General features: G+C 70.5%; 16 protein-coding genes. 11 read left to right on the top strand and 5 right to left on the bottom strand.

Going from position 1 to position 19,003, the window contains the following annotated elements; translation table 11 throughout:
• The 4 genes from ABT116_RS17425 to ABT116_RS17410 all read left to right on the top strand — a co-directional run.
• A partial coding sequence (locus ABT116_RS17425; RefSeq protein WP_351633887.1) for a fumarate hydratase C-terminal domain-containing protein occupies positions 1–262 on the top strand: 262 nt, incomplete at its 5' end.
• Between the two features lie 77 nt (positions 263–339).
• Positions 340–1,743, top strand: a complete 1,404-nt coding sequence (locus ABT116_RS17420) for a class II fumarate hydratase (RefSeq protein WP_351633885.1) — start codon at positions 340–342, stop codon at positions 1,741–1,743.
• An 83-nt stretch (positions 1,744–1,826) separates the two neighbouring features.
• A complete protein-coding gene (gene fomD, locus ABT116_RS17415; RefSeq protein WP_351633882.1) occupies positions 1,827–2,519 on the top strand; it encodes a cytidylyl-2-hydroxypropylphosphonate hydrolase in 693 nt (230 codons plus the stop codon).
• 322 nt (positions 2,520–2,841) lie between these two features.
• Positions 2,842–4,986: a SpoIIE family protein phosphatase gene (locus ABT116_RS17410; protein ID WP_351633879.1), complete on the top strand. Its 2,145-nt coding sequence runs from the start codon at positions 2,842–2,844 to the stop codon at positions 4,984–4,986.
• A gap of 96 nt (positions 4,987–5,082) precedes the next feature.
• On the opposite strand, the gene ABT116_RS17405 is transcribed toward ABT116_RS17410, so the two are convergent.
• Positions 5,083–7,377, bottom strand: coding sequence for a transglycosylase domain-containing protein (locus ABT116_RS17405; RefSeq protein WP_351633893.1), 2,295 nt, complete (start codon positions 7,375–7,377; stop codon positions 5,083–5,085).
• A 261-nt stretch (positions 7,378–7,638) separates the two neighbouring features.
• On the opposite strand from ABT116_RS17405, the gene ABT116_RS17400 reads away from it, so the two are divergent.
• The 5 genes from ABT116_RS17400 (at position 7,639) to ABT116_RS17380 (ending at position 12,507) form a co-directional block, all read left to right on the top strand.
• Positions 7,639–8,574, top strand: coding sequence for an SPFH domain-containing protein (locus ABT116_RS17400; RefSeq protein ID WP_351633876.1), 936 nt, complete (start codon positions 7,639–7,641; stop codon positions 8,572–8,574).
• On the top strand, positions 8,571–8,831 hold the full coding sequence (locus ABT116_RS17395) for a type II toxin-antitoxin system antitoxin (protein WP_351633873.1): 261 nt from the start codon (positions 8,571–8,573) through the stop codon (positions 8,829–8,831). Before ABT116_RS17400 ends, ABT116_RS17395 begins: the two co-directional genes overlap by 4 nt.
• 129 nt (positions 8,832–8,960) lie before the next feature.
• Positions 8,961–9,485 (top strand): PadR family transcriptional regulator, encoded by a 525-nt coding sequence (locus ABT116_RS17390; protein WP_033311201.1) that lies wholly within the window; start codon positions 8,961–8,963, stop codon positions 9,483–9,485.
• Positions 9,482–10,171: an ABC transporter ATP-binding protein gene (locus tag ABT116_RS17385; protein ID WP_351633869.1), complete on the top strand. Its 690-nt coding sequence runs from the start codon at positions 9,482–9,484 to the stop codon at positions 10,169–10,171. The genes ABT116_RS17390 and ABT116_RS17385 overlap by 4 nt, the downstream gene beginning before the upstream one ends.
• A complete protein-coding gene (locus ABT116_RS17380; protein ID WP_351633866.1) occupies positions 10,168–12,507 on the top strand; it encodes an ABC transporter permease in 2,340 nt (779 codons plus the stop codon). The genes ABT116_RS17385 and ABT116_RS17380 overlap by 4 nt, the downstream gene beginning before the upstream one ends.
• A gap of 78 nt (positions 12,508–12,585) precedes the next feature.
• Here the strand turns inward: ABT116_RS17380 and ABT116_RS17375 are convergent, their stop codons facing one another.
• Complete coding sequence (locus ABT116_RS17375; protein ID WP_351633863.1) at positions 12,586–13,536, bottom strand: LysR substrate-binding domain-containing protein; 951 nt, start codon at positions 13,534–13,536, stop codon at positions 12,586–12,588.
• A gap of 133 nt (positions 13,537–13,669) precedes the next feature.
• On the opposite strand from ABT116_RS17375, the gene ABT116_RS17370 reads away from it, so the two are divergent.
• Both ABT116_RS17370 and ABT116_RS17365 read left to right on the top strand, forming a co-directional pair.
• Positions 13,670–14,224, top strand: coding sequence for a peroxiredoxin (locus tag ABT116_RS17370; RefSeq protein WP_030842656.1), 555 nt, complete (start codon positions 13,670–13,672; stop codon positions 14,222–14,224).
• Between the two features lie 6 nt (positions 14,225–14,230).
• Complete coding sequence (locus ABT116_RS17365) at positions 14,231–14,764, top strand: alkyl hydroperoxide reductase (RefSeq protein WP_031103031.1); 534 nt, start codon at positions 14,231–14,233, stop codon at positions 14,762–14,764.
• Between the two features lie 73 nt (positions 14,765–14,837).
• Here the strand turns inward: ABT116_RS17365 and ABT116_RS17360 are convergent, their stop codons facing one another.
• The 3 genes from ABT116_RS17360 to phoH2 all read right to left on the bottom strand — a co-directional run bounded on the left by ABT116_RS17360 (position 14,838) and on the right by phoH2 (position 18,731).
• Complete coding sequence (locus tag ABT116_RS17360; RefSeq protein WP_351633859.1) at positions 14,838–16,145, bottom strand: AI-2E family transporter; 1,308 nt, start codon at positions 16,143–16,145, stop codon at positions 14,838–14,840.
• A gap of 136 nt (positions 16,146–16,281) precedes the next feature.
• A complete protein-coding gene (locus ABT116_RS17355) occupies positions 16,282–16,986 on the bottom strand; it encodes an aggregation-promoting factor C-terminal-like domain-containing protein (protein WP_351633857.1) in 705 nt (234 codons plus the stop codon).
• A 419-nt stretch (positions 16,987–17,405) separates the two neighbouring features.
• Positions 17,406–18,731: an RNA 5'-3' helicase PhoH2 gene (gene phoH2, locus ABT116_RS17350; RefSeq protein WP_351633854.1), complete on the bottom strand. Its 1,326-nt coding sequence runs from the start codon at positions 18,729–18,731 to the stop codon at positions 17,406–17,408.
• Positions 18,732–19,003: the final 272 nt, after the last annotated feature.

Here is a 19,003-nt window from a genome sequence, read left to right as displayed (position 1 = left end):
GGTCACGGACGCTTGCGGCACGCACGGCGGCTTCTACCTGGGCTCCATCGGCGGCCCGGCCGCCCGTCTCGCCCAGGACTGCATCAAGAAGGTCGAGGTCGTCGAGTACGAGGAGCTCGGCATGGAGGCGGTCTGGAAGATCGAGGTCGAGGACTTCCCGGCGTTCATCGTGGTCGACGACAAGGGCAACGACTTCTTCCAGGACCCGGCCCCGGCGCCCACGTTCACCTCCATTCCGGTACGCGGACCCGGACTCGCCTGACCGCGGCGGTGATGATTCGCCTCCGCGGGGAACAGTGGTCGCGGCGCTGACGCTGTGACACGTGGAGGTGATCGTCGATGACCGACGAGCAGGACAGGACCGAGTACCGCACCGAGCACGACTCCATGGGCGAGGTGCGGGTGCCCGCGCACGCCAAGTGGCGTGCCCAGACCCAGCGGGCCGTGGAGAACTTCCCGGTCTCCGGACAGCGCATCGAGCGTGCGCACATCGAGGCGCTGGCCCGGATCAAGGGCGCGGCGGCCAAGGTCAACGCCGAGCTGGGGGTCCTGGACAAGGACATCGCGCAGGCGATCCAGGAGGCGGCCGGGGAAGTCGCCGAGGGGAAGTGGGACGAGCACTTCCCGGTCGACGTGTTCCAGACCGGGTCCGGGACCTCGTCCAACATGAACACCAACGAGGTCATCGCCACCCTCGCGAGCGAGCGCCTGGGCAGCGCCGTACATCCGAACGACCACGTCAACGCCTCCCAGTCGTCCAACGACGTCTTCCCCTCCTCGATCCACATCGCCGCCACCGCCGCCGTGACGCGCGACCTGGTGCCCGCCCTGGAGCACCTCGCCGCCTCCCTGGAGCGCAAGGCCGAGGAGTTCGCCGACGTCGTGAAGTCGGGGCGGACGCACCTGATGGACGCCACGCCCGTGACGCTCGGCCAGGAGTTCGGCGGGTACGCGGCCCAGGTGCGGTACGGCATCGAGCGTCTTGAGGCCTCCCTCCCCCGGCTCGCCGAACTGCCCCTCGGCGGTACGGCCGTCGGCACCGGCATCAACACCCCGCCCGGCTTCTCCGCCGCCGTCATCGAGGAGGTCGCCCGGACGACCGGGCTGCCCCTCACCGAGGCCCGCGACCACTTCGAGGCACAGGGCGCCCGGGACGGCATCGTCGAGACCAGCGGCCAGCTGCGGACCATCGCGGTGGGGCTGACGAAGATCGCCAACGACCTGCGCTGGATGTCCTCCGGGCCGCGCACCGGCCTCGCGGAGATCGCCCTGCCCGACCTCCAGCCCGGCTCCTCGATCATGCCGGGCAAGGTGAATCCGGTCATTCCCGAGGCCGTGCTGATGGTGGCCGCCCAGGTCGTGGGCAACGACGCCACGGTCGCGACCGCCGGCGCCGCCGGGAACTTCGAGCTCAACGTGATGCTGCCCGTCATCGCCAAGAACGTGCTGGAGTCGATCCGGCTGCTCGCCAACGCGACGCGGCTGCTCGCCGACCGCACCGTCGACGGCATCACCGCGAACCGCGAGCGGGCGCGGGAGTACGCCGAGTCGTCCCCCTCGGTCGTGACCCCGCTGAACAAGTACATCGGCTACGAGGAGGCGGCGAAGGTCGCCAAGAAGGCGCTGGCCGAGCGCAAGACGATCCGTCAGGTCGTGCTGGACGGCGGGTACGTGGAGCGCGGGGACCTGACCGCGGAGCAGCTCGACGAGGCGCTCGATGTCCTGCGGATGACGCATCCGTGACAAACGGGCTCGTTCGTGTGCCCGGCGCGTGAACCGTGACACGCGCCGCAGCGTCGTATGCCTACGGCACCTAATATCTGGTCATGGCAGACGGTGGAGCGATGAGACGCGTGGAAACGGGTGGTGCGGCAGGCTTCTGGGCGCCCGGGAGCCGGATCCTGTGGCGGTACCGGGAGAACGGCGGCACGCAGGTGCACATCGCGCGCCCCGTCACCGTCGTCCGGGACGACGCGGACCTGCTCGCCGTGTGGCTGGCGCCCGGCACCGAGTGCGTGAAGCCCGTGCTCGCCGACGGCACGCCCGTACACCTGGAGCCGCTGGAGTCGCGCTACACCAAGCCGCGGACCGTGCAGCGCGACCGGTGGTTCGGCACGGGTGTGCTGAAGCTGGCCCGGCCCGGCGAGCCGTGGTCGGTGTGGCTGTTCTGGGAACCCGGCTGGCAGTTCAAGAACTGGTACGTGAACCTGGAGGAACCCTTGGCCCGTTGGGCGGGCGGCGTCGACTCCGTCGACCACTTCCTGGACATCTCGGTCCATCCCGACCGCAGTTGGCACTGGCGGGACGAGGACGAGTTCGCCCAGGCCCGCCGCGACGGGCTGATGGACGACCAACTGGCGGAAAAGGTACAGGGTGCGGGACGGGACGCGGTGGAGGTGATCCGCGCGTGGGGGCCGCCGTTCTCGGAAGGCTGGCAGCACTGGCGCCCGGATCCCTCCTGGGCTGTACCGTCACTGCCGGAGGACTGGGATCGTACGCCCGCGCATCTGTCCTCATGAGACCCTTGATGCGCCCCCGGGCAAGAAACGTAGGATCGTCCTCCGCAAGGGCGCGCGGCGGCAACTACCGGAGCACGCGCTGGGCTTGACCGATCGTCACCGAGGGGCGGCAGGACGTGAGCGAGGGGTACGAGGGCAACACCGGAAGGGCCTGCGCCACGGGCCCCAGGGGCCGTCAGACGGCCCCGGAGGGCCGCAGACGGTCCGTCGGTGGCACAGGAACAACCTCTGACCACGCGGGAATTCCGTTCCTGGGGCACGTAATCCGGGTATCGGAGTTTCGGCGGGACCAACTGCGCGCGCGGCGCGCAGCCCCGGACGGATGGATTCGACACGCGTGACGGAGCAGCCGACCTCGTTCGAACGCCCCCAGGCGGGCGTCGACCCCGCGGACCCCCGCGGGGCTTTCGTGCATACCCCGGCACCGGCGCGTGCGCCAGGCGCCGGCACCTTACCGGTACAGGGCCGCCCAGGCGGCGACGTCAGCGTTCCGGTCACGACGGCACACAGCACGCCGGGCACGTCGGAGCCGGGCACCTCCACGCCGTTCGGCAAGGGCAAGGACACCGTGAGCGACCCCGCCTCCGAGCACTCCCAGCCGGGTGCCGAGCAGACCGCCGAGCGCGAGACGCCTCGGCCGCGCCCCGCCCCCGAGGGCATTCCGGTCCAGCCGGCCGACGAACAGGACCGGCCGCCGGTGCACAGCGACGGGCAGGAGCGCCGCAGCGGCCAGAGCCTGCCGCCCGGCCGCCCCACGCCGATGCGGCGGGACGGCGACCGGCTCAGGTTCGTGGGGGCCGCCACCCGGCGGATCGCCCGCGGCATCGATCTCGACGAGATCGTCATGGGGCTGTGCCGGGCCACCGTGCCCACCTTCTCCGACGCGATCCTGGTCTACCTGCGCGACCCGCTGCCCGTCGGCGACGAGCGGCCCACCGGCCCGCTGGTGCTGCGGCTGCGCCGCACCGACCGCATACCGGCGGAGCGGGACACCGAGAACGGCTTCCTTCCGGCCGCGCAGCCCGAGCCGAACGAACTGGACACGGTCGGTGCCGAGCTGTGCGAGGTGCGGCCCGGCAGCGCGCTCGCCGAGGTGCTGCGGGGCGTACGCCCGGTGTTCACCGACGCCCCCGCGGCCCGCGCCGCGCTGCCGGAACTGCTCGGAGAGGACGGCGAGTTCGCCGTACCGGACGGGCAGCGCGCGATCCTCGCCCCGCTGCGCGGCCGGCGCCGGGTGATCGGTGCCGCCCTGTTCCTGCGCCGCCCCGAGCGCATCGCGTTCGACCCGGACGACCTGCTGGTCGCCGCCCAGCTCGCCACGCACAGCGCCCTCGGCATCGACAAGGCCGTGCTGTACGGCCGCGAGGCCTACATCGCGGACGAGCTGCAGCGCACCATGCTGCCCGAGACGCTGCCCCGCCCGACGGGCGTGCGGCTGGCCTCCCGGTACCTGCCGGCGGCGGAGACGGCCCGAGTGGGCGGCGACTGGTACGACGCGATCCCGCTGCCCGGCAGCCGGGTCGCCCTGGTCGTCGGTGACGTCATGGGCCACTCCATGACCTCGGCCGCCATCATGGGCCAGCTGCGCACCACGGCCCAGACCCTCGCCGGCCTGGACCTGCCGCCGCAGGAGGTCCTGCACCACCTCGACGAACAGGCCCAGCGCCTCGGCGTGGACCGCATGGCCACGTGCCTCTACGCCGTGTACGACCCGGTATCGCACCGCATCACCATCGCCAACGCCGGTCATCCGCCGCCCGTCCTGCTCCACCTGGGCGGCCGCGCCGAGGTGCTGCGGGTGCCCGCCGGTGCCCCGATCGGCGTCGGCGGCGTGGACTTCGAGGCGGTGGAGCTGGACGCGCCCGCCGGGGGGACGCTGCTGCTGTACACCGACGGCCTGGTCGAGTCCCGGCTGCGCGACGTGTGGACCGGCATCGAGCAGCTGCGGGAGAAGCTCGCCGCGGTCGCGCAGCTCACCGGGCCGGACCATCCGCCGCCCCTGGAAGCGCTGTGCGACGAGGTGCTCGACATGCTCGGCCCGGGCGACCGGGACGACGACATCGCGCTGCTCGCCGCCCGCTTCGACGGGATCGCGCCGAGCGACGTGGCGTACTGGTTCCTGGAGCCGGAGGACGCGGCCCCCGGCCGGGCCCGCCGGCTGGCCCGGCGCGCGTTGCAGCGCTGGGGGCTGGAGGAGCTCAGCGACTCCGTCGAGCTGCTCGTCAGCGAGGTCGTGACGAACGCCGTGCGGTACGCGTCCCGGCCGGTCACGCTGCGGCTGCTGCGCACGGACGTGCTGCGCTGCGAGGTCGGCGACGACGTGCCGCAGCTGCCGCGGCTGCGCCAGGCACGCGCCACCGACGAGGGCGGGCGCGGGCTGTACCTGGTGAACCGGCTGGCCCGGCGCTGGGGCGCCACCCGGCTCAGCACGGGCAAGGTGGTCTGGTTCGAGCTGAACCGCGGCTGACGGAGCCGCGCGAGCACGACGAACACGCCGAAGGGCGCCCGGGTCCACCGGGCGCCCTTCGGCGTCTGCTGCCGGCCGTCTGCCGTCGGTCGTCTCCTACTGGTCGTCGTCGCCCGGCTGGATCGGGTCGAACGGGTCACCGCCGTCGCCCGGCGGTGTCGTCTGCGGGGTCGTGGGCGGGGTGAAGCTGGGCGGGTTCGTCGACGGGGTGGCCGGCGGGGACGACGAGGGCTTCTCCGTCGTCGGCGGCGGGGACGACGAGGGCTCCTCGGTCGTCGGCTCCTGCGTCGGCTCCTCGGTCGTCGGCTCCTGCGTGGGCGTCGGCGTCCAGGTCGGCTGGACGGCTGCGCCCTGCTGGGTCTCCAGGTCGAACTTGCTGACGTCGCCCATCACACCGAAGGTGTACTGCGCCCAGATACGCGCCGGGAAGCCGCCGCCATTGATCCGGGGCTCGCCGAGCGCCTTGTACATCGGAACCTGGGCGTGGGTCTTGGTGTCCTCGCCGAACAGGCCCACCGAGGTGACCAGCTTCGGCGTGTAGCCGGTGAACCAGGCCGACTTGTTGTTGTCGGACGTTCCCGTCTTGCCCGCGACCTGCTGGCCGTCGCGCAGGGGGTTGTTGCGCACGGACGCCTGGGCGGTGCCGTCGTCGACCACGCCGGTCAGCACCGAGGTGACCGAGTCGGCGGCCTCGCGGCTGATGACCTCGTCGCCGATCGGGTCGGGCATGGTGACCGTCTGGTTCAGGTGCTCCGCCGACTTCAGGAGGGCCGGGGTGACCTTCTTGCCGTGGTTGTCGAGGGTCGCGTAGACACCGGCCATCTGCAGGGGGCTGGCTCCCATGCTTCCCAGGGTCTGCGCGGGCACGGCCTCCATGTTCTCGGTGTCCATGCCGAGCTTGCCGGCGACCTTCACCACCTCGGACATGCCGACGTCGACGCCCATCTGCGCGAAGACGGAGTTGACGGACTTGTTCATCGCCGTCTGGACGGAGATCGGGCCGTAGTTCCGGTCGTCCTCGTTCTCGGGGGCGAAACCGACCTTGGTGCCGTCCTCCACGACCTGGCGCTTGCTCGTGCCGTCGTAGACCGTGTCGGCCGTGATCGGCTTGCCGTCCTGCGTCTTCGCCTGCTCCTCCAGGGCCGCGGCCAGGATGACCGGCTTGAAGGTGGAGGCCGGCTGGTAGTCGGCGCGGGTGGCGTTGTTCATGTAGTGCTTGAAGTAGTCCTCGCCGCCGTACATCGCGACCACGGCACCGGTCTTCGGGTTCACCGATACGGCGCCGGCCTGGACGTTCCCGTCCACCTTGCGCTTGGCGGGGTCGAGCTTGCTGGTCAGTTGCTGCTGAACGGACTTCTCCAGCGCCGCCTGCTTCTTCTTGTCGATGTTGAGCGTCAGGGTCCAGCCGCCGGCGTTGACCAACGCCTCGGCTTGCTTGGGGCTGTCGGCGGTGCCGTCGGCGACGAGCTGCTTCTCCAGTGCCGCGTTGGCCGCGTTGACCAGGTAGCCCTTCTGGCCCTCCATGCCCGGGGCGGGCTTGGGTTCCTTCGGGACCGGGAACTTCAGACCGGCCCGCTTGGACTGGCTCAGCCAGCCCTCGTCGACCATGTTGTCCAGCACGTAGTTCCAGCGCGCCTTCACCAGCTTCTTGCCGTTCTCCGAGGCGACGGCCCAGTCGTACTGGCTGGGAGCCTGGAGGAGTGCCGCGAGGTAGGCGCCTTGCGCGACCGAGAGCTGTTCGGCGTCCTTGCGGTAGTAGGCCTGGGCGGCGGCCTGGATGCCGTAGGCGTTGCGGCCGTAGTAGCTGGTGTTGATGTAGCCGGCGAGGATGTAGTCCTTGGACTTCTCCCGGTCCAGCTTCAGCGAGATGACCATCTCCTTCAGCTTGCGCGAGACGGTCTGTTCCTGGGTCAGGTAGTAGTTCTTGACGTACTGCTGGGTGATCGTCGAGCCGCCCTGCGCGCCGCGGCCGGACAGCGTGTTGAGCAGGCCCCGCGCGGTGCCCTTGAGGTCGACGCCGGCGTCCTTGTAGAAGGTCTTGTTCTCGGCGGCGACGAAGGTGAGCCGCACGTCCTTGGGGACCCTGGACAGGTCGACGACCTCGCGGTTGACCTTGCCGTCGCGGGCCATGATCGAGCCGTCGCTGTACTTGTAGATGTTGCTCTGCCGCTTGGCATCGGCGTTCCCCTCGGGGATCCCGATCATCATGTACAGCACGATGAAGGCGCCCATGGTCAGCAGGCACAGGCCGAAGAAGGTGCCGACGATCTTCTTCCAGGTGAAGAGCCTGCGTATACGGCCCTTCCCGGCCGCGCCCGACGAACGGTGGCTCTTGGGTGCCGCCCGGCGCCCACCGCGCTGTCTGGCGCGTCTTTCTTCCGCTCGTCCCATGGGTCCGATCCGCTCCGCTTCGTTCATGTGTGCTCATGCGTCACACAGGTTCGCCGCTCAGGTCAGCTCAGAAAGCTAACACCGGGAGATAAGAGATAGGGCAGCCGATCCAGCCCTTTGCGGACGTGACAATCAGCACCCATTCCCAACGGAACCGACGTTCGAGACACCCGCAGGGTTGCGAAGAGCCGGAAAAGTGATATCACTTAGCTAGACGGAAGCTAAGCAGGAGCGGCTTCCCAGAGAAACGGGGGATCACCCATGTCCACACCGGAACCGCAGGTCACGGCCGACGTGCCCGAGATGCCGGCACCCCGCGTGCGGGAGTTCACCGCCCACAGCATCGGCGGCGGGCTCGCCCTGCTGCTCGGGCTGCTCGGACTGCTTGCCGGCGCCGGGCTGATCGCGGCCGCCACCTCGGTGCAGCCGACGGGGGCGCAGGCCGGGCTGATCATCGGCGGCATCCTGATCGCGCTCGCGGCGTTCCTCGCCATGTGCGGGCTGAACATGGTGGCTCCCGGCGAGGCCCGGGTCGTCCAGCTCTTCGGCCGGTACCGGGGCACCATCCGGCAGGACGGCCTACGCTGGGTGAACCCCTTCACCTCGCGCACGAAGATCTCGACGCGCGTCCGCAACCACGAGACCGCCGTCCTCAAGGTCAACGACGCCTACGGCAACCCGATCGAGCTCGCCGCGGTCGTGGTCTGGCGCGTCGAGGACACCGCCCAGGCCACCTTCGAGGTCGACGACTACATCGAGTTCGTCTCCACCCAGACCGAGGCGGCCGTGCGGCACATCGCCATCGAGTACCCCTACGACGCGCACGACGAGGACGGCCTCTCGCTGCGCGGCAACGCCGAGGAGATCACCGAGAAGCTCGCCGTGGAACTGCACGCGCGCGTGGAGGCGGCCGGAGTGCAGATCATCGAGTCCCGGTTCACGCACCTCGCGTACGCCCCCGAGATCGCCTCGGCGATGCTCCAGCGGCAGCAGGCCGGAGCGGTGGTCGCGGCGCGGCGGCAGATCGTGGACGGCGCGGTGGGCATGGTGGAGGCCGCGATCGCCCGGATCACCGAGCGGGACATCGTGGAGCTGGACTCCGAACGGAAGGCGGCGATGGTCTCCAACCTGATGGTGGTGCTGTGCGGTGACCGGGCCGCACAGCCGGTCCTCAACACCGGGTCCCTCTACCAGTGACGGTCCCTCCCGAAGGCCAGGGCCCGCAGCGCCGGCCGCAGCAGCAGCGCAAGCAGGTGCTGCTGCGGCTGGACCCCGCGGTGTACGAGGCGCTCGCACGGTGGGCCGGGGACGAGCTGCGGTCGGCCAACGCGCAGATCGAGTTCCTGCTGCGGAAGGCGCTGGCCGAGGCGGGGCGGCTGCCGCGGGAGACCGGGCCGCTGCCCCGCCGGGGGCGTCCGCCAGGGGGGTCCCCCTCCGGCCCCCCGCCGGGCTGAACACCCGGGCGCCCGCGGCTGTTACAGAAGCGTGACAACGCGCTCCGACCTGCACGGCCGCACCCCACACCGGATACTGCACACTCGGCGTATACATGCCGCGTATACACCCCGTGTACAGTCCTGTTCATGTCCATCGGTCACACTCTCCTGGGACTCCTGGAGTCCGGCCCGCGCCACGGTTACGACCTGAAGCGGGCCTTCGACGAGAAGTTCGGTCACGACAGGCCGCTCCACTACGGCCAGGTCTACTCGACGATGTCCCGCCTGCTGAAGAACGGGCTCGTCGAGGTCGACGGCATCGAGGCGGGCGACGGGCCCGAGCGCAAGCGGTACGCGATCACCGAGGCCGGGGTCACGGACGTCGCGCGCTGGCTCGCCACGCCCGAGAAACCGGAGCCGTACCTCCAGTCGACCCTCTACACGAAGGTCGTCCTCGCGCTGCTCACCCATCGTGACGCCGGTGACATCCTCGACACGCAGCGCTCGGAGCACCTGCGCAGCATGCGGATCCTCACCGACCGCAAGCGCAAGGGCGATCTGGCCGACCAGCTCATCTGCGACCACGCGCTGTTCCACCTGGAGGCGGACCTGCGCTGGCTGGAGCTGGCCGCGGCCCGTCTGGACAAGCTCCGCGAGGCGGTGACCCGGTGACGATCCCCGCTGGTTCGCTCCTCACCGCCCAGGACCTGCGCAAGGTGTACGGGCCGACGACCGCGCTCGACGGCGCGGGGTTCTCCATTCACCCGGGCGAGGTCGTCGCCGTGATGGGGCCGTCCGGGTCGGGCAAGTCGACCCTGCTGCACTGCCTGGCCGGGATCGTCGTGCCCGACTCGGGCTCGATCACGTACAACGGGCGCGAGGTGACCGCGATGGGCGACGCCGAGCGCAGTGCGCTGCGGCGCTCGGAGTTCGGGTTCGTGTTCCAGTTCGGGCAGCTCGTGCCGGAACTCACCTGCGTGGAGAACGTCGCGCTGCCGCTGCGGCTGAACGGCTCCTCCCGCAAGGAGGCCGAGCGGACCGCGCTGGCCTGGATGGAACGGCTGGAGGTCGACGACCTCCGCAAGAAGCGGCCCGGCGAGGTGTCCGGCGGTCAGGGACAGCGGGTCGCCGTCGCCCGCTCGCTGGTGACGAACCCGCGGGTGGTCTTCGCCGACGAGCCGACCGGCGCACTGGACTCGTTCAACGGCGAGCGCGTGATGGAGCTGCTGACGGACGCGGCACGGTCCGCCAACGCGGCCGTGGTGCTCGTCACGCACGAGGCCCGGGTGGCCGCCTACTCCGACCGCGAGATCGTCGTACGGGACGGCAAGTCCCGTGACATGGAGCGCGTCGTATGAGCATCGGGCAGTGGAGCCGGGACCTGGGCATGGGGGCCCGGTTCGCCCTCGCCGGCGGACGCGAGGGGTGGACGCGGGCGCCGCTCACGGCCGTCGGCGTCGGGCTCGGAGTGGCGCTGCTGCTGCTCACCACCGCCATCCCGGGCGCCCTGGCGGAACGCGACCGGCGCGAGGAGGCCCGCAGCGACCACACCTTCGGCCAGCAGGAGATACCCAGGGCCGACAACACACTGATCGTCCTGGACGCGGACACCACGTTCCGGGACATGGACGTGCGCGGCCGGGTGCTGGAGGCGGAGGGCCCGCGGTCGCCGCTGCCGCCGGGGGTCTCGGCGTTCCCCGCGGACGGCGAGATGGTGGTCTCCCCCGCGCTGAAGGAACTGCTCGCCTCCGACGACGGCAAGCTGCTGCGGGAGCGCCTGGACTACCGCATCGCGGGCACCATCGGCGAGCAGGGGCTCGTCGGCTCCCACGAACTGGCCTACTACGCGGGCGGCAAGGGGCTCGCGAAACTGCTCGAGGGCACCGCGAGCGGCGCCCGGATCGACCACTTCGGCAACGACGACCTGGGGCCGTCCGACCCCTGGGACCCGGTGCTGCTCCTGCTGGTCCTGGTCGTCTTCGTGGTGCTGCTGATGCCGGTCGCCGTGTTCATCGCAGCGGCCGTACGGTTCGGCGGCGAGCGGCGCGACCGCAGGCTGGCGGCACTGCGGCTGGTCGGCTCCGACAGCCGGATGACCCGGCGGATCGCCGCGGGCGAGGCGCTCGCCGGATCCGTGCTGGGGCTCGTCCTAGGCACCGGGTTCTTCCTGCTCGGACGCGAACTGGCGGCCTCCGTAGTGGTGTTCCGCGTCAGTGTGTTCCCCAGTTATCTGAACCCCTCGCCCCTGCTGGCCGTCCTGGTCGCGCTGGCGGTGCCGGCGGCCGCGGTCCTGGTGACGATCCTCGCCCTGCGCGGCGTGGTCATCGAGCCCCTCGGCGTGGTGCGTACGGCCAAGCCCGCGCGGCGCCGCCTGTGGTGGCGGCTGCTGCTGCCGCTGGGCGGGCTCGCGATGCTCTATCCGATGATCGGGCAGGGCGACGACGGCGGGAACTTCAACCAGTACCTCGTCGTGGGCGGTGTGATGCTCCTGCTGGTCGGCGTCACGGCACTGCTCCCCTGGGTGGTGGAGACGGTCGTGGCCCGGCTCGGCTCGGGCGGGGTCGCCTGGCAACTGGCCGTGCGCAGGCTTCAGTTGAGCAGTGGTGCCGCAGCCAGGATGGTCAACGGCATCGCGGTGGCGGTGGCCGGGGCGATCGCGCTGCAGATGCTCTTCGCCGGGGTGGAGGGCAACTACACCAGGGAGTCCCGGTACGACGTCGCACGGGCGCAGATGAGCGTGGACGTGCCGAAGGGTGCCGACGCCGCGACCATCGTCGGGAAGTACCGCGACACCGAGGGCGTGCGCAAGGTCACCGCGCTGTCCGACACCTATCTGCGCGACCGGCGCCACGAGGACTCCTACGCCCAGATCACCGTGGGCGACTGCGCGTCGCTGCGCGAGGTGGCCACGCTCCCCTCCTGCCGCGACGGGGACGTCTTCGCGGCCAAGGGATCGGAGTACGACAGTGCGAGCGACAGCCTGGCCGAGCCCGGCACGACCCTGTGGGCCGAACCGGAAGGCGACGCCGCCCACTCGGGTGACCGCCCCGTCTCCTGGACCGTGCCGCAGGACATCCGCCAGGCCCAGCCCCGCGAGGACCCCACCGGAAACGAGCGCGGCGGCATCCTGATCACCCCCGGCGCGCTGCCCGGGAAGCTGGCGGCGGTCACGTCCGCTCGGCTCTTCCTGAGCCTGGACATGTCGCAGCCGGACGCCTACGACCACGTGCGCAACACGGCCGCGCGGCTGGACCCGCTGTCCCAGCCGATGACCTGGCACAGCATCGAGAGCAACGAACGCTATGCCACCATCCGCACCGGCCTGTCCGTCGGAGCCGCATGCGTGCTGGCACTGATCGGGGCGAGTCTGCTGGTCTCGCAGCTGGAGCAGCTGCGCGAACGCCGCAAGCTGCTGTCGTCCCTGGTCGCCTTCGGCACCCGGCGCCGCACCCTCGGCCTGTCGGTGCTGTGGCAGACGGCCATCCCGATCGGGCTGGGTCTGCTGCTCGCAGCGACGGTGGGCATCGCCCTGGGCGTGGTGCTGCTGCGGATGACCAACACGTCGGTCCGGGTGGACTGGCCGAGCGTGCTGTCGATGACAGGCATCGGCGCGGGTGTCGTGCTGGTGGTGACCCTGCTGAGCCTGCCGCCGCTGCTGAAGCTGATGCGGCCGGACGGGCTGCGCACCGAGTAGGGCCGGGTCCCGCACGAGCAGTCAGGCACCCTGGCCGGGTCCCGTGGAGGCACGGGACCCGGCCAGAGGCATGAGCCGTCAGCCGTCCTGGTCCAGGACCCGTACGGGCAGCGGCCGCAGCGCCTGGCGCAGGGCGGCCGCCAGCTCCTCGTACTCCCCGCCGCGCGCGGCCCCCGCCCGCATCGCCAGTGCGATCCGGCGGGTGGGGGCCGGGTCGGCGAAGCAGCCGGTGAGGAGCTGGTTGCTGCGGGAGATCTCCACCTTCAGGGCGGTGCGCGGCAACAGCGTCACACCGAGTCCGCCCGCGACGAGCTGCACCAGCGTGGACAGCCCGGCGGCGGTCGTGGTGACCGGCACGTCGTCGCGGCCGGCCTCCCGGCAGATATCGAGGGCCTGGTCGCGCAGGCAGTGCCCCTCGTCCAGCAGCAGCAGGTTCAGCTCCCGCAGCGCCTGGCGCGGAATGCCCTCCCGCCCGCCGAGCCAGTGGTCGAGCGGCGTGACGAGCACGAAGTCCTCGTCGAACAGCGGCAGTTCGGCCACGCCCGGTACGCCCAGGGGCACGGCGAGCAGCAGGAGGTCGAGCCGGCCTGCGGCCAGGCCGTCCAGGAGGCTGGCGGTCTGCTCCTCGTGCACCTGGAGGTCGAGGAGCGGATACCGGTCGTGGACGAGCCGCAGCACGGTCGGCAGCAGATAGGGCGCGACCGTGGGGATGACCCCGAGCCGCAGCGCCCCGGTGAAGGGCGCCCGGGCCGCCTCGGCCTCCTCCAGGAGCGCGCCCACCTCCCCCAGAACCGCCTTGGCCCGTACGGCGATCCGCTCGCCCTCGGGTGAGAGCAGCACCTTGCGCGTCGTACGCTCGAGGAGCGTCACTCCGAGTGTCTCCTCCAGGGCCGACACGGCTCCCGAGAGGGCGGGCTGGCTCATGCCGATCGCCGCGGCCGCGTCCCGGAAATGAAGGTGCTCGGCGACCGCCGCGAAGGCCCGGAGCTGGGCGAGGCTGGGCTGCCTGCGCTTATTACCGACAGTCACTGATAACTACCTCCGATCAACTCGACCGAGTGTAGCTATTTCCGTAATCAATCGAGCCTGTGCCAACATCAACACAGTCCAACCCATGGGAAACCCCCGCGATCCGGGAGTTTCTTCGCTGCAAGGAGTGTGTGTGCTCACCGTCGGTGACAAGTTCCCCGAGTTCGACCTGACCGCCTGCGTCTCGCTGGAGAAGGGCAAGGAGTTCCAGCAGATCGACCACAAGACCTACGAGGGTCAGTGGAAGGTCATCTTCGCGTGGCCCAAGGACTTCACCTTCGTGTGCCCGACCGAGATCGCCGCCTTCGGCAAGCTGAACGAGGAGTTCGCGGACCGCGACGCGCAGGTCCTCGGCTTCTCCGGCGACTCCGAGTTCGTCCACCACGCCTGGCGCAAGGACCACGACGACCTGCGTGACCTGCCGTTCCCGATGATGGCCGACTCCAAGCACGAGCTGATGCGCGACCTCGGCATCGAGGGCGAGGACGGCTTCGCCAAGCGTGCGGTGTTCATCGTGGACCAGAACAACGAGATCCAGTTCTCGATGGTGACCGCGGGCTCCGTCGGCCGTAACCCGAAGGAGGTCCTCCGGGTCCTGGACGCGCTCCAGACGGACGAGCTGTGCCCCTGCAACTGGTCGAAGGGCGACGAGACCCTCGACCCCGTCGCGCTGCTCTCCGGGGAGTGATCTGACATGTCGCTGGATGCCCTGAAGTCCGCGATACCGGACTACGCCAAGGACCTGAAGCTCAACCTGGGCTCGGTCATCGGCAACTCCGACCTGCCGGCCCAGCAGCTCTGGGGCACGGTGCTGTCGACGGCGATCGCCTCGCGCTCCCCCATCGTGCTGCGCGAGCTGGAGCCGGAGGCGAAGGCGAACCTGTCGCCGGAGGCGTACACCGCCGCCAAGGCCGCCGCCGCGGTGATGGCGATGAACAACGTCTTCTACCGCACCCGTCACCTGCTGTCGGACCACGAGTACGGCACCCTGCGCGCGGGCCTGCGGATGAACGTCATCGGCAACCCGGGCGTCGACAAGGTCGACTTCGAGCTGTGGTCCTTCGCGGTCTCCGCCATCAACGGCTGCGGTATGTGCCTGGACTCGCACGAGCAGGTGCTGCGCAAGGCCGGCCTCGACCGTGAGGTCGTCCAGGAGGCGTTCAAGATCGCCTCCGTGATCCAGGCCGTCGGCGTCACGCTGGACGCCGAGGCGGTTCTGGCCGAGTAACCCCCCGGCCGCCTGCCTCGCATCGCAGGGCCCCGCCCACCTGACCGGTGGCGGGGCCCTGTTGGCGTTCCGGCTACTCCGACGGGGTCTGCGGGGTCGGCTCCGCGCTCACCGCCGTGGCCCCGCGTGGCCGCACCGAGTGCCGCAGCGCCGACTTCTGGGAATACGACCGCAGATACCCGGCGACCGTGTTCGTCACCGCGACCAGCGGCACGGCGACCACCGCACCGCCGATCCCGGCCACCATTCCCCCGCACGCCACCGCCAGCACCACCGCCAGCGGATGCACCCGCACGGCCCGCCCGAGGATGAACGGCTGCAGGATGTGCCCCTCGATCTGCTGCACCGCGAGCACCACCACCAGCGTCATGACGGCCGTGAACACCCCCTGGGTGACCAGCGCGACGACCACCGCCAGCGCCCCGGACACCACGGCGCCGACCAGCGGGATGAACGCGAACAGGAAGATGAACACCGCCAGCGGCACGGCCATCGGCACATCGAGGAAGTAGATCCCCAGTCCGATGAAGATCGCGTCGATCAGCGCCACGATCACCGTGCCCCGCACATACGCCGTCAGCGTCCGCCACGCCGCGGGACCGGCCCCGGCCACCCCCGGCCGCGCCGCCGCCGGCACCAGCTTCAGCGTCCACTCCCAGATGCGCTTGCCGTCGTAGAGCAGGAACAGCGTCGAGAAGACCGCCAACAGGATCCCGGTGAGCGCCTCGACGACGACCGTCACGCCCTCCAGACCCGCCGAGGTGATCTGGTCGGTGTTCGCCCCGACCGCCTCGCGCAGGTTCTTGGCGATCTCGTTGATCTGCTTGTCCGTGACGTGGAAGGGGCTGTTCAGCAGCCAGTTACGCAACTCGTCGATGCCGTCCTGGATCTGGCCCGAGAGGTCGTCGATGTTCTCCATGACCTGCCAGGTCACGAACCAGCCGATGAGGCCGATGACGACGAAGCCGAGGACGGCCGTCAGCGCGGTCGCCGGGCCGCGCGGCACGCCGTGGCGCCGCAGCCGCGCCACCGTCGGCTGCAGGATCGCCGTGATGAGCAGCGCGATGACGAACGAGAGCACCACGAGCTGGACGGCGCTGATGATCCGCATCAGCACCCAGAGGGTGCCCGCGAGGACGAGGAGCCGCCAGCCGGCCTCGGCCGCGACCCGCACTCCCCACGGCACGGCCAGGGCGGGATCGGGGCGGGCGGCGACGTCGGGGGCGTAGTCCGGGGGCGGCGGCACGTGATCACCGGCGAGCATCCCGGGCTCGGGGTCGTCCTGCTCCCGTTCGGCCTCGGCGCGGCGTTCGTTGTACCGCTCGCTCATCTCGGTCAGCCCGGCACCGAGCCGGCCGAGCCACCCTGGCACTCGCGACATGATCCGTCCTTTTCCCCCGTCTTGGCGCACCACTCCCCCGGGGAGCCGTCCGTCCGACCGTACATGGCGCGAGCCCCGCACCGGACGACGGTGCGGGGCTCGCGCGAAGGACGGGTTCGGCCGGGGGCCGGTCGGCTCAGTACCAGTTGTTGGCCTGCCAGAACGACCAGGCGTCACAGGGGCTGCCGTAGCGGTCGTTCATGTAGTTGAGGCCCCACTTGATCTGGGTGGCCGGGTTGGTCCGCCAGTCGGCGCCGGCGGACGACATCTTGGTACCGGGCAGCGCCTGGAACATGCCGTAGGCCCCGGAGGAGGGGTTGACGGCCTTGTAGTTCCAGTCGGACTCGTGGTCCACGATGTTGCTGAAGCACTGGAACTGACCCGCCGGCACCATCTGCCGTGCCATCGCCTGGATCTGGGCGATGCTGTAGGAGCTCGCGACGGGGAAGTCGGAGATGTCCTTGGAGCGGCTGGCGGCGGCTTCCTTGACCTCCGCCGCGCGCTCCTTGGCCTCCTTCGCCGCCTTGGCCGCCTTCTCGGCGGCTTCCTTCTTGGCGACGGCCGTGTCGGCGGCGGCCTTGCGGGCGGCCTCCTCGGCGTCCTTCTTCGCGCTCGCGTCCGCCTGAATGGCCTGTGCGTCGGCCTGCTGCGTCAGCGACGCGGTCTGCACCTGGGCCTGCTGGCCCGCGGGGATGTCCGCGAGCAGCGTGGCGCCGGTTGCCGTCGCTTCCGCGTCGTTGTTCTGCGCGGTGCTGCCCGAGGCAACGCCGACGACGCTTCCGACAGCGGTGACCGCCGTGGCCGAAGCCACTGCGAATCCCCGGACCGAGATCCGGCTCACACGGTTTCCTTCCAGCATCGCCCGCTTCGGTGACCCTCGCGGACGCAATCGTGCCCCTGGCACTGGCCTCCCCAACTGCGGGGTCACGGGAGGCGCGGGCCCGGTGGGCAACTCCCCCGAGGGGAGCGCCGCGTGTTGCTCGGGCGGCATACGACATCGCTATGCAGTTGAGGCTGTTGCTTTTGTGGTGCCGTACCGCTGGGGGTACAGGTGTGTCGTATGCGGGGCCTGACAGGAGTGAGACTCTGCCGTAACACGACGGGGCAAGGCAATTCCGAGTTGCGTGTGAAAGCTCACATCCCGTTTGGCGCAGGTAATTCCACGGAACGGCCACACGCGAAGGCGCCGCCCGGCTAGGCTCTTGGCCTTTTCCGGACGGCGCCAACTATCGCATAACCGCTACTACTTACCGCGGTCGGTCAGATCTGCCCGTCTTCGAGCATTTCGGTCACAAGGGCGGCGATCTGGGACCTCTCGGACCGCGTCAGGGTCACGTGCGCGAAAAGCGGATGCCCCTTCAGCTTCTCGACGACGGCGACGACACCGTCGTACCGGCCGACCCTGAGGTTGTCCCGCTGGGCCACGTCATGGGTGAGAACCACCCGTGAATTGGCCCCGATCCGGGACAGAACGGTAAGAAGCACGTTCCTTTCCAGCGACTGGGCCTCGTCCACGATCACGAAGGCGTCGTGCAGCGAGCGGCCGCGGATGTGGGTGAGCGGCAGGACCTCCAGCATCCCGCGCGCGGTGACCTCCTCGATGACCTCCCGGGACGTGACCGCCGACAGCGTGTCGAAGACGGCCTGTGCCCAGGGGCTCATCTTCTCGGCCTCGGAGCCCGGCAGATAGCCCAGCTCCTGCCCGCCCACCGCGTACAGCGGACGGAAGACCATCACCTTCTGGTGCTGACGGCGCTCCAGCACCGCCTCCAGACCGGCGCACAGCGCCAGCGCCGACTTGCCGGTGCCGGCCCGGCCGCCCATCGACACGATCCCGACGTCCGGGTCGAGCAGCAGGTCGAGCGCGATCCGCTGCTCGGCGCTGCGGCCCTTGATGCCGAACGCCTCACGATCGCCGCGCACGACCCGGATGGTGCCCTCGGGCGTGACCCGCCCGAGGGCCTTGCCGCGCTCCGACTGGATCATCAGGCCTGTGTGCACCGGCAGGCCGGCGGCCTCGGGGACGTGGACGTGCCCCTCCTCGAAGAGGATGTCCACCTGCTCGCCGGGCAGGGTCAGTTCGGACATTCCGGTCCAGCCGGAGGAGTCCGTGATGGCGAGTTCCGCGCGGTACTCCTCGGCGAGGAGCCCGACGGAGGACGCCTTGATCCTGAGCGGGAGGTCCTTCGACACGACGGTGACGTCGAACCCCTCGGCCTGCAGATTGCGGGCGACCGCGAGGATGCGGGAGTCGTTGTCCCCCAGGCGGTAGCCGCTGGGCAGCACGCTGGGGTCCGAGTGGTTGAGCTCGACACGGACGGTCCCGCCCAGATCCCCCGTGGGGATGGGTGCGTCGAGGCGACCGTGCCGGACCCGGAATTCGTCGAGCAGGCGGAGGGCCTGCCGGGCGAAGTAGCCGAGTTCGGGATGGTGCCGCTTCGCCTCCAGCTCCGTGACCACGACGATGGGGAGCACGACCTCGTGCTCGTCGAAGCGGTTCAGGGCGTTCGGGTCGGCCAGCAGGACGCTGGTGTCGAGAACATAGGTGCGCCGGTCGGGCTTGTGGCGCTTTGTGCTGGTCACCACGGAAGGACGTACCCCCTCGGATGAGGTCGGGGAGCGACGGTATGGAGCTGGACCGGTCGTCGGCCGCCCTGCGCGGGCCGAGAACCGGCCCTCCGCCTCTTCGTCCGTGCTGTGACCGCACGATCGGGCTGGTGCAAAGGGCCTCCCGGGCGGACGGCCCCGTGCCGTCCGCTGAGATCCGACACCCGTGGTTCGGGCGTCGACCTGTCTGGGTTATGCCCTCGAACGAGCGTCGCCATGCCACGGCATATGACGGCGAGCCGGTGAACTCG

Source organism: Streptomyces sp. NPDC002130 (genome assembly GCF_040296465.1).
Lineage (GTDB): Bacteria > Actinomycetota > Actinomycetes > Streptomycetales > Streptomycetaceae > Streptomyces.
The sequence above is the reverse complement of the archived record's forward strand: the minus strand, read 5'-3'. Positions and strand labels throughout refer to the sequence as shown.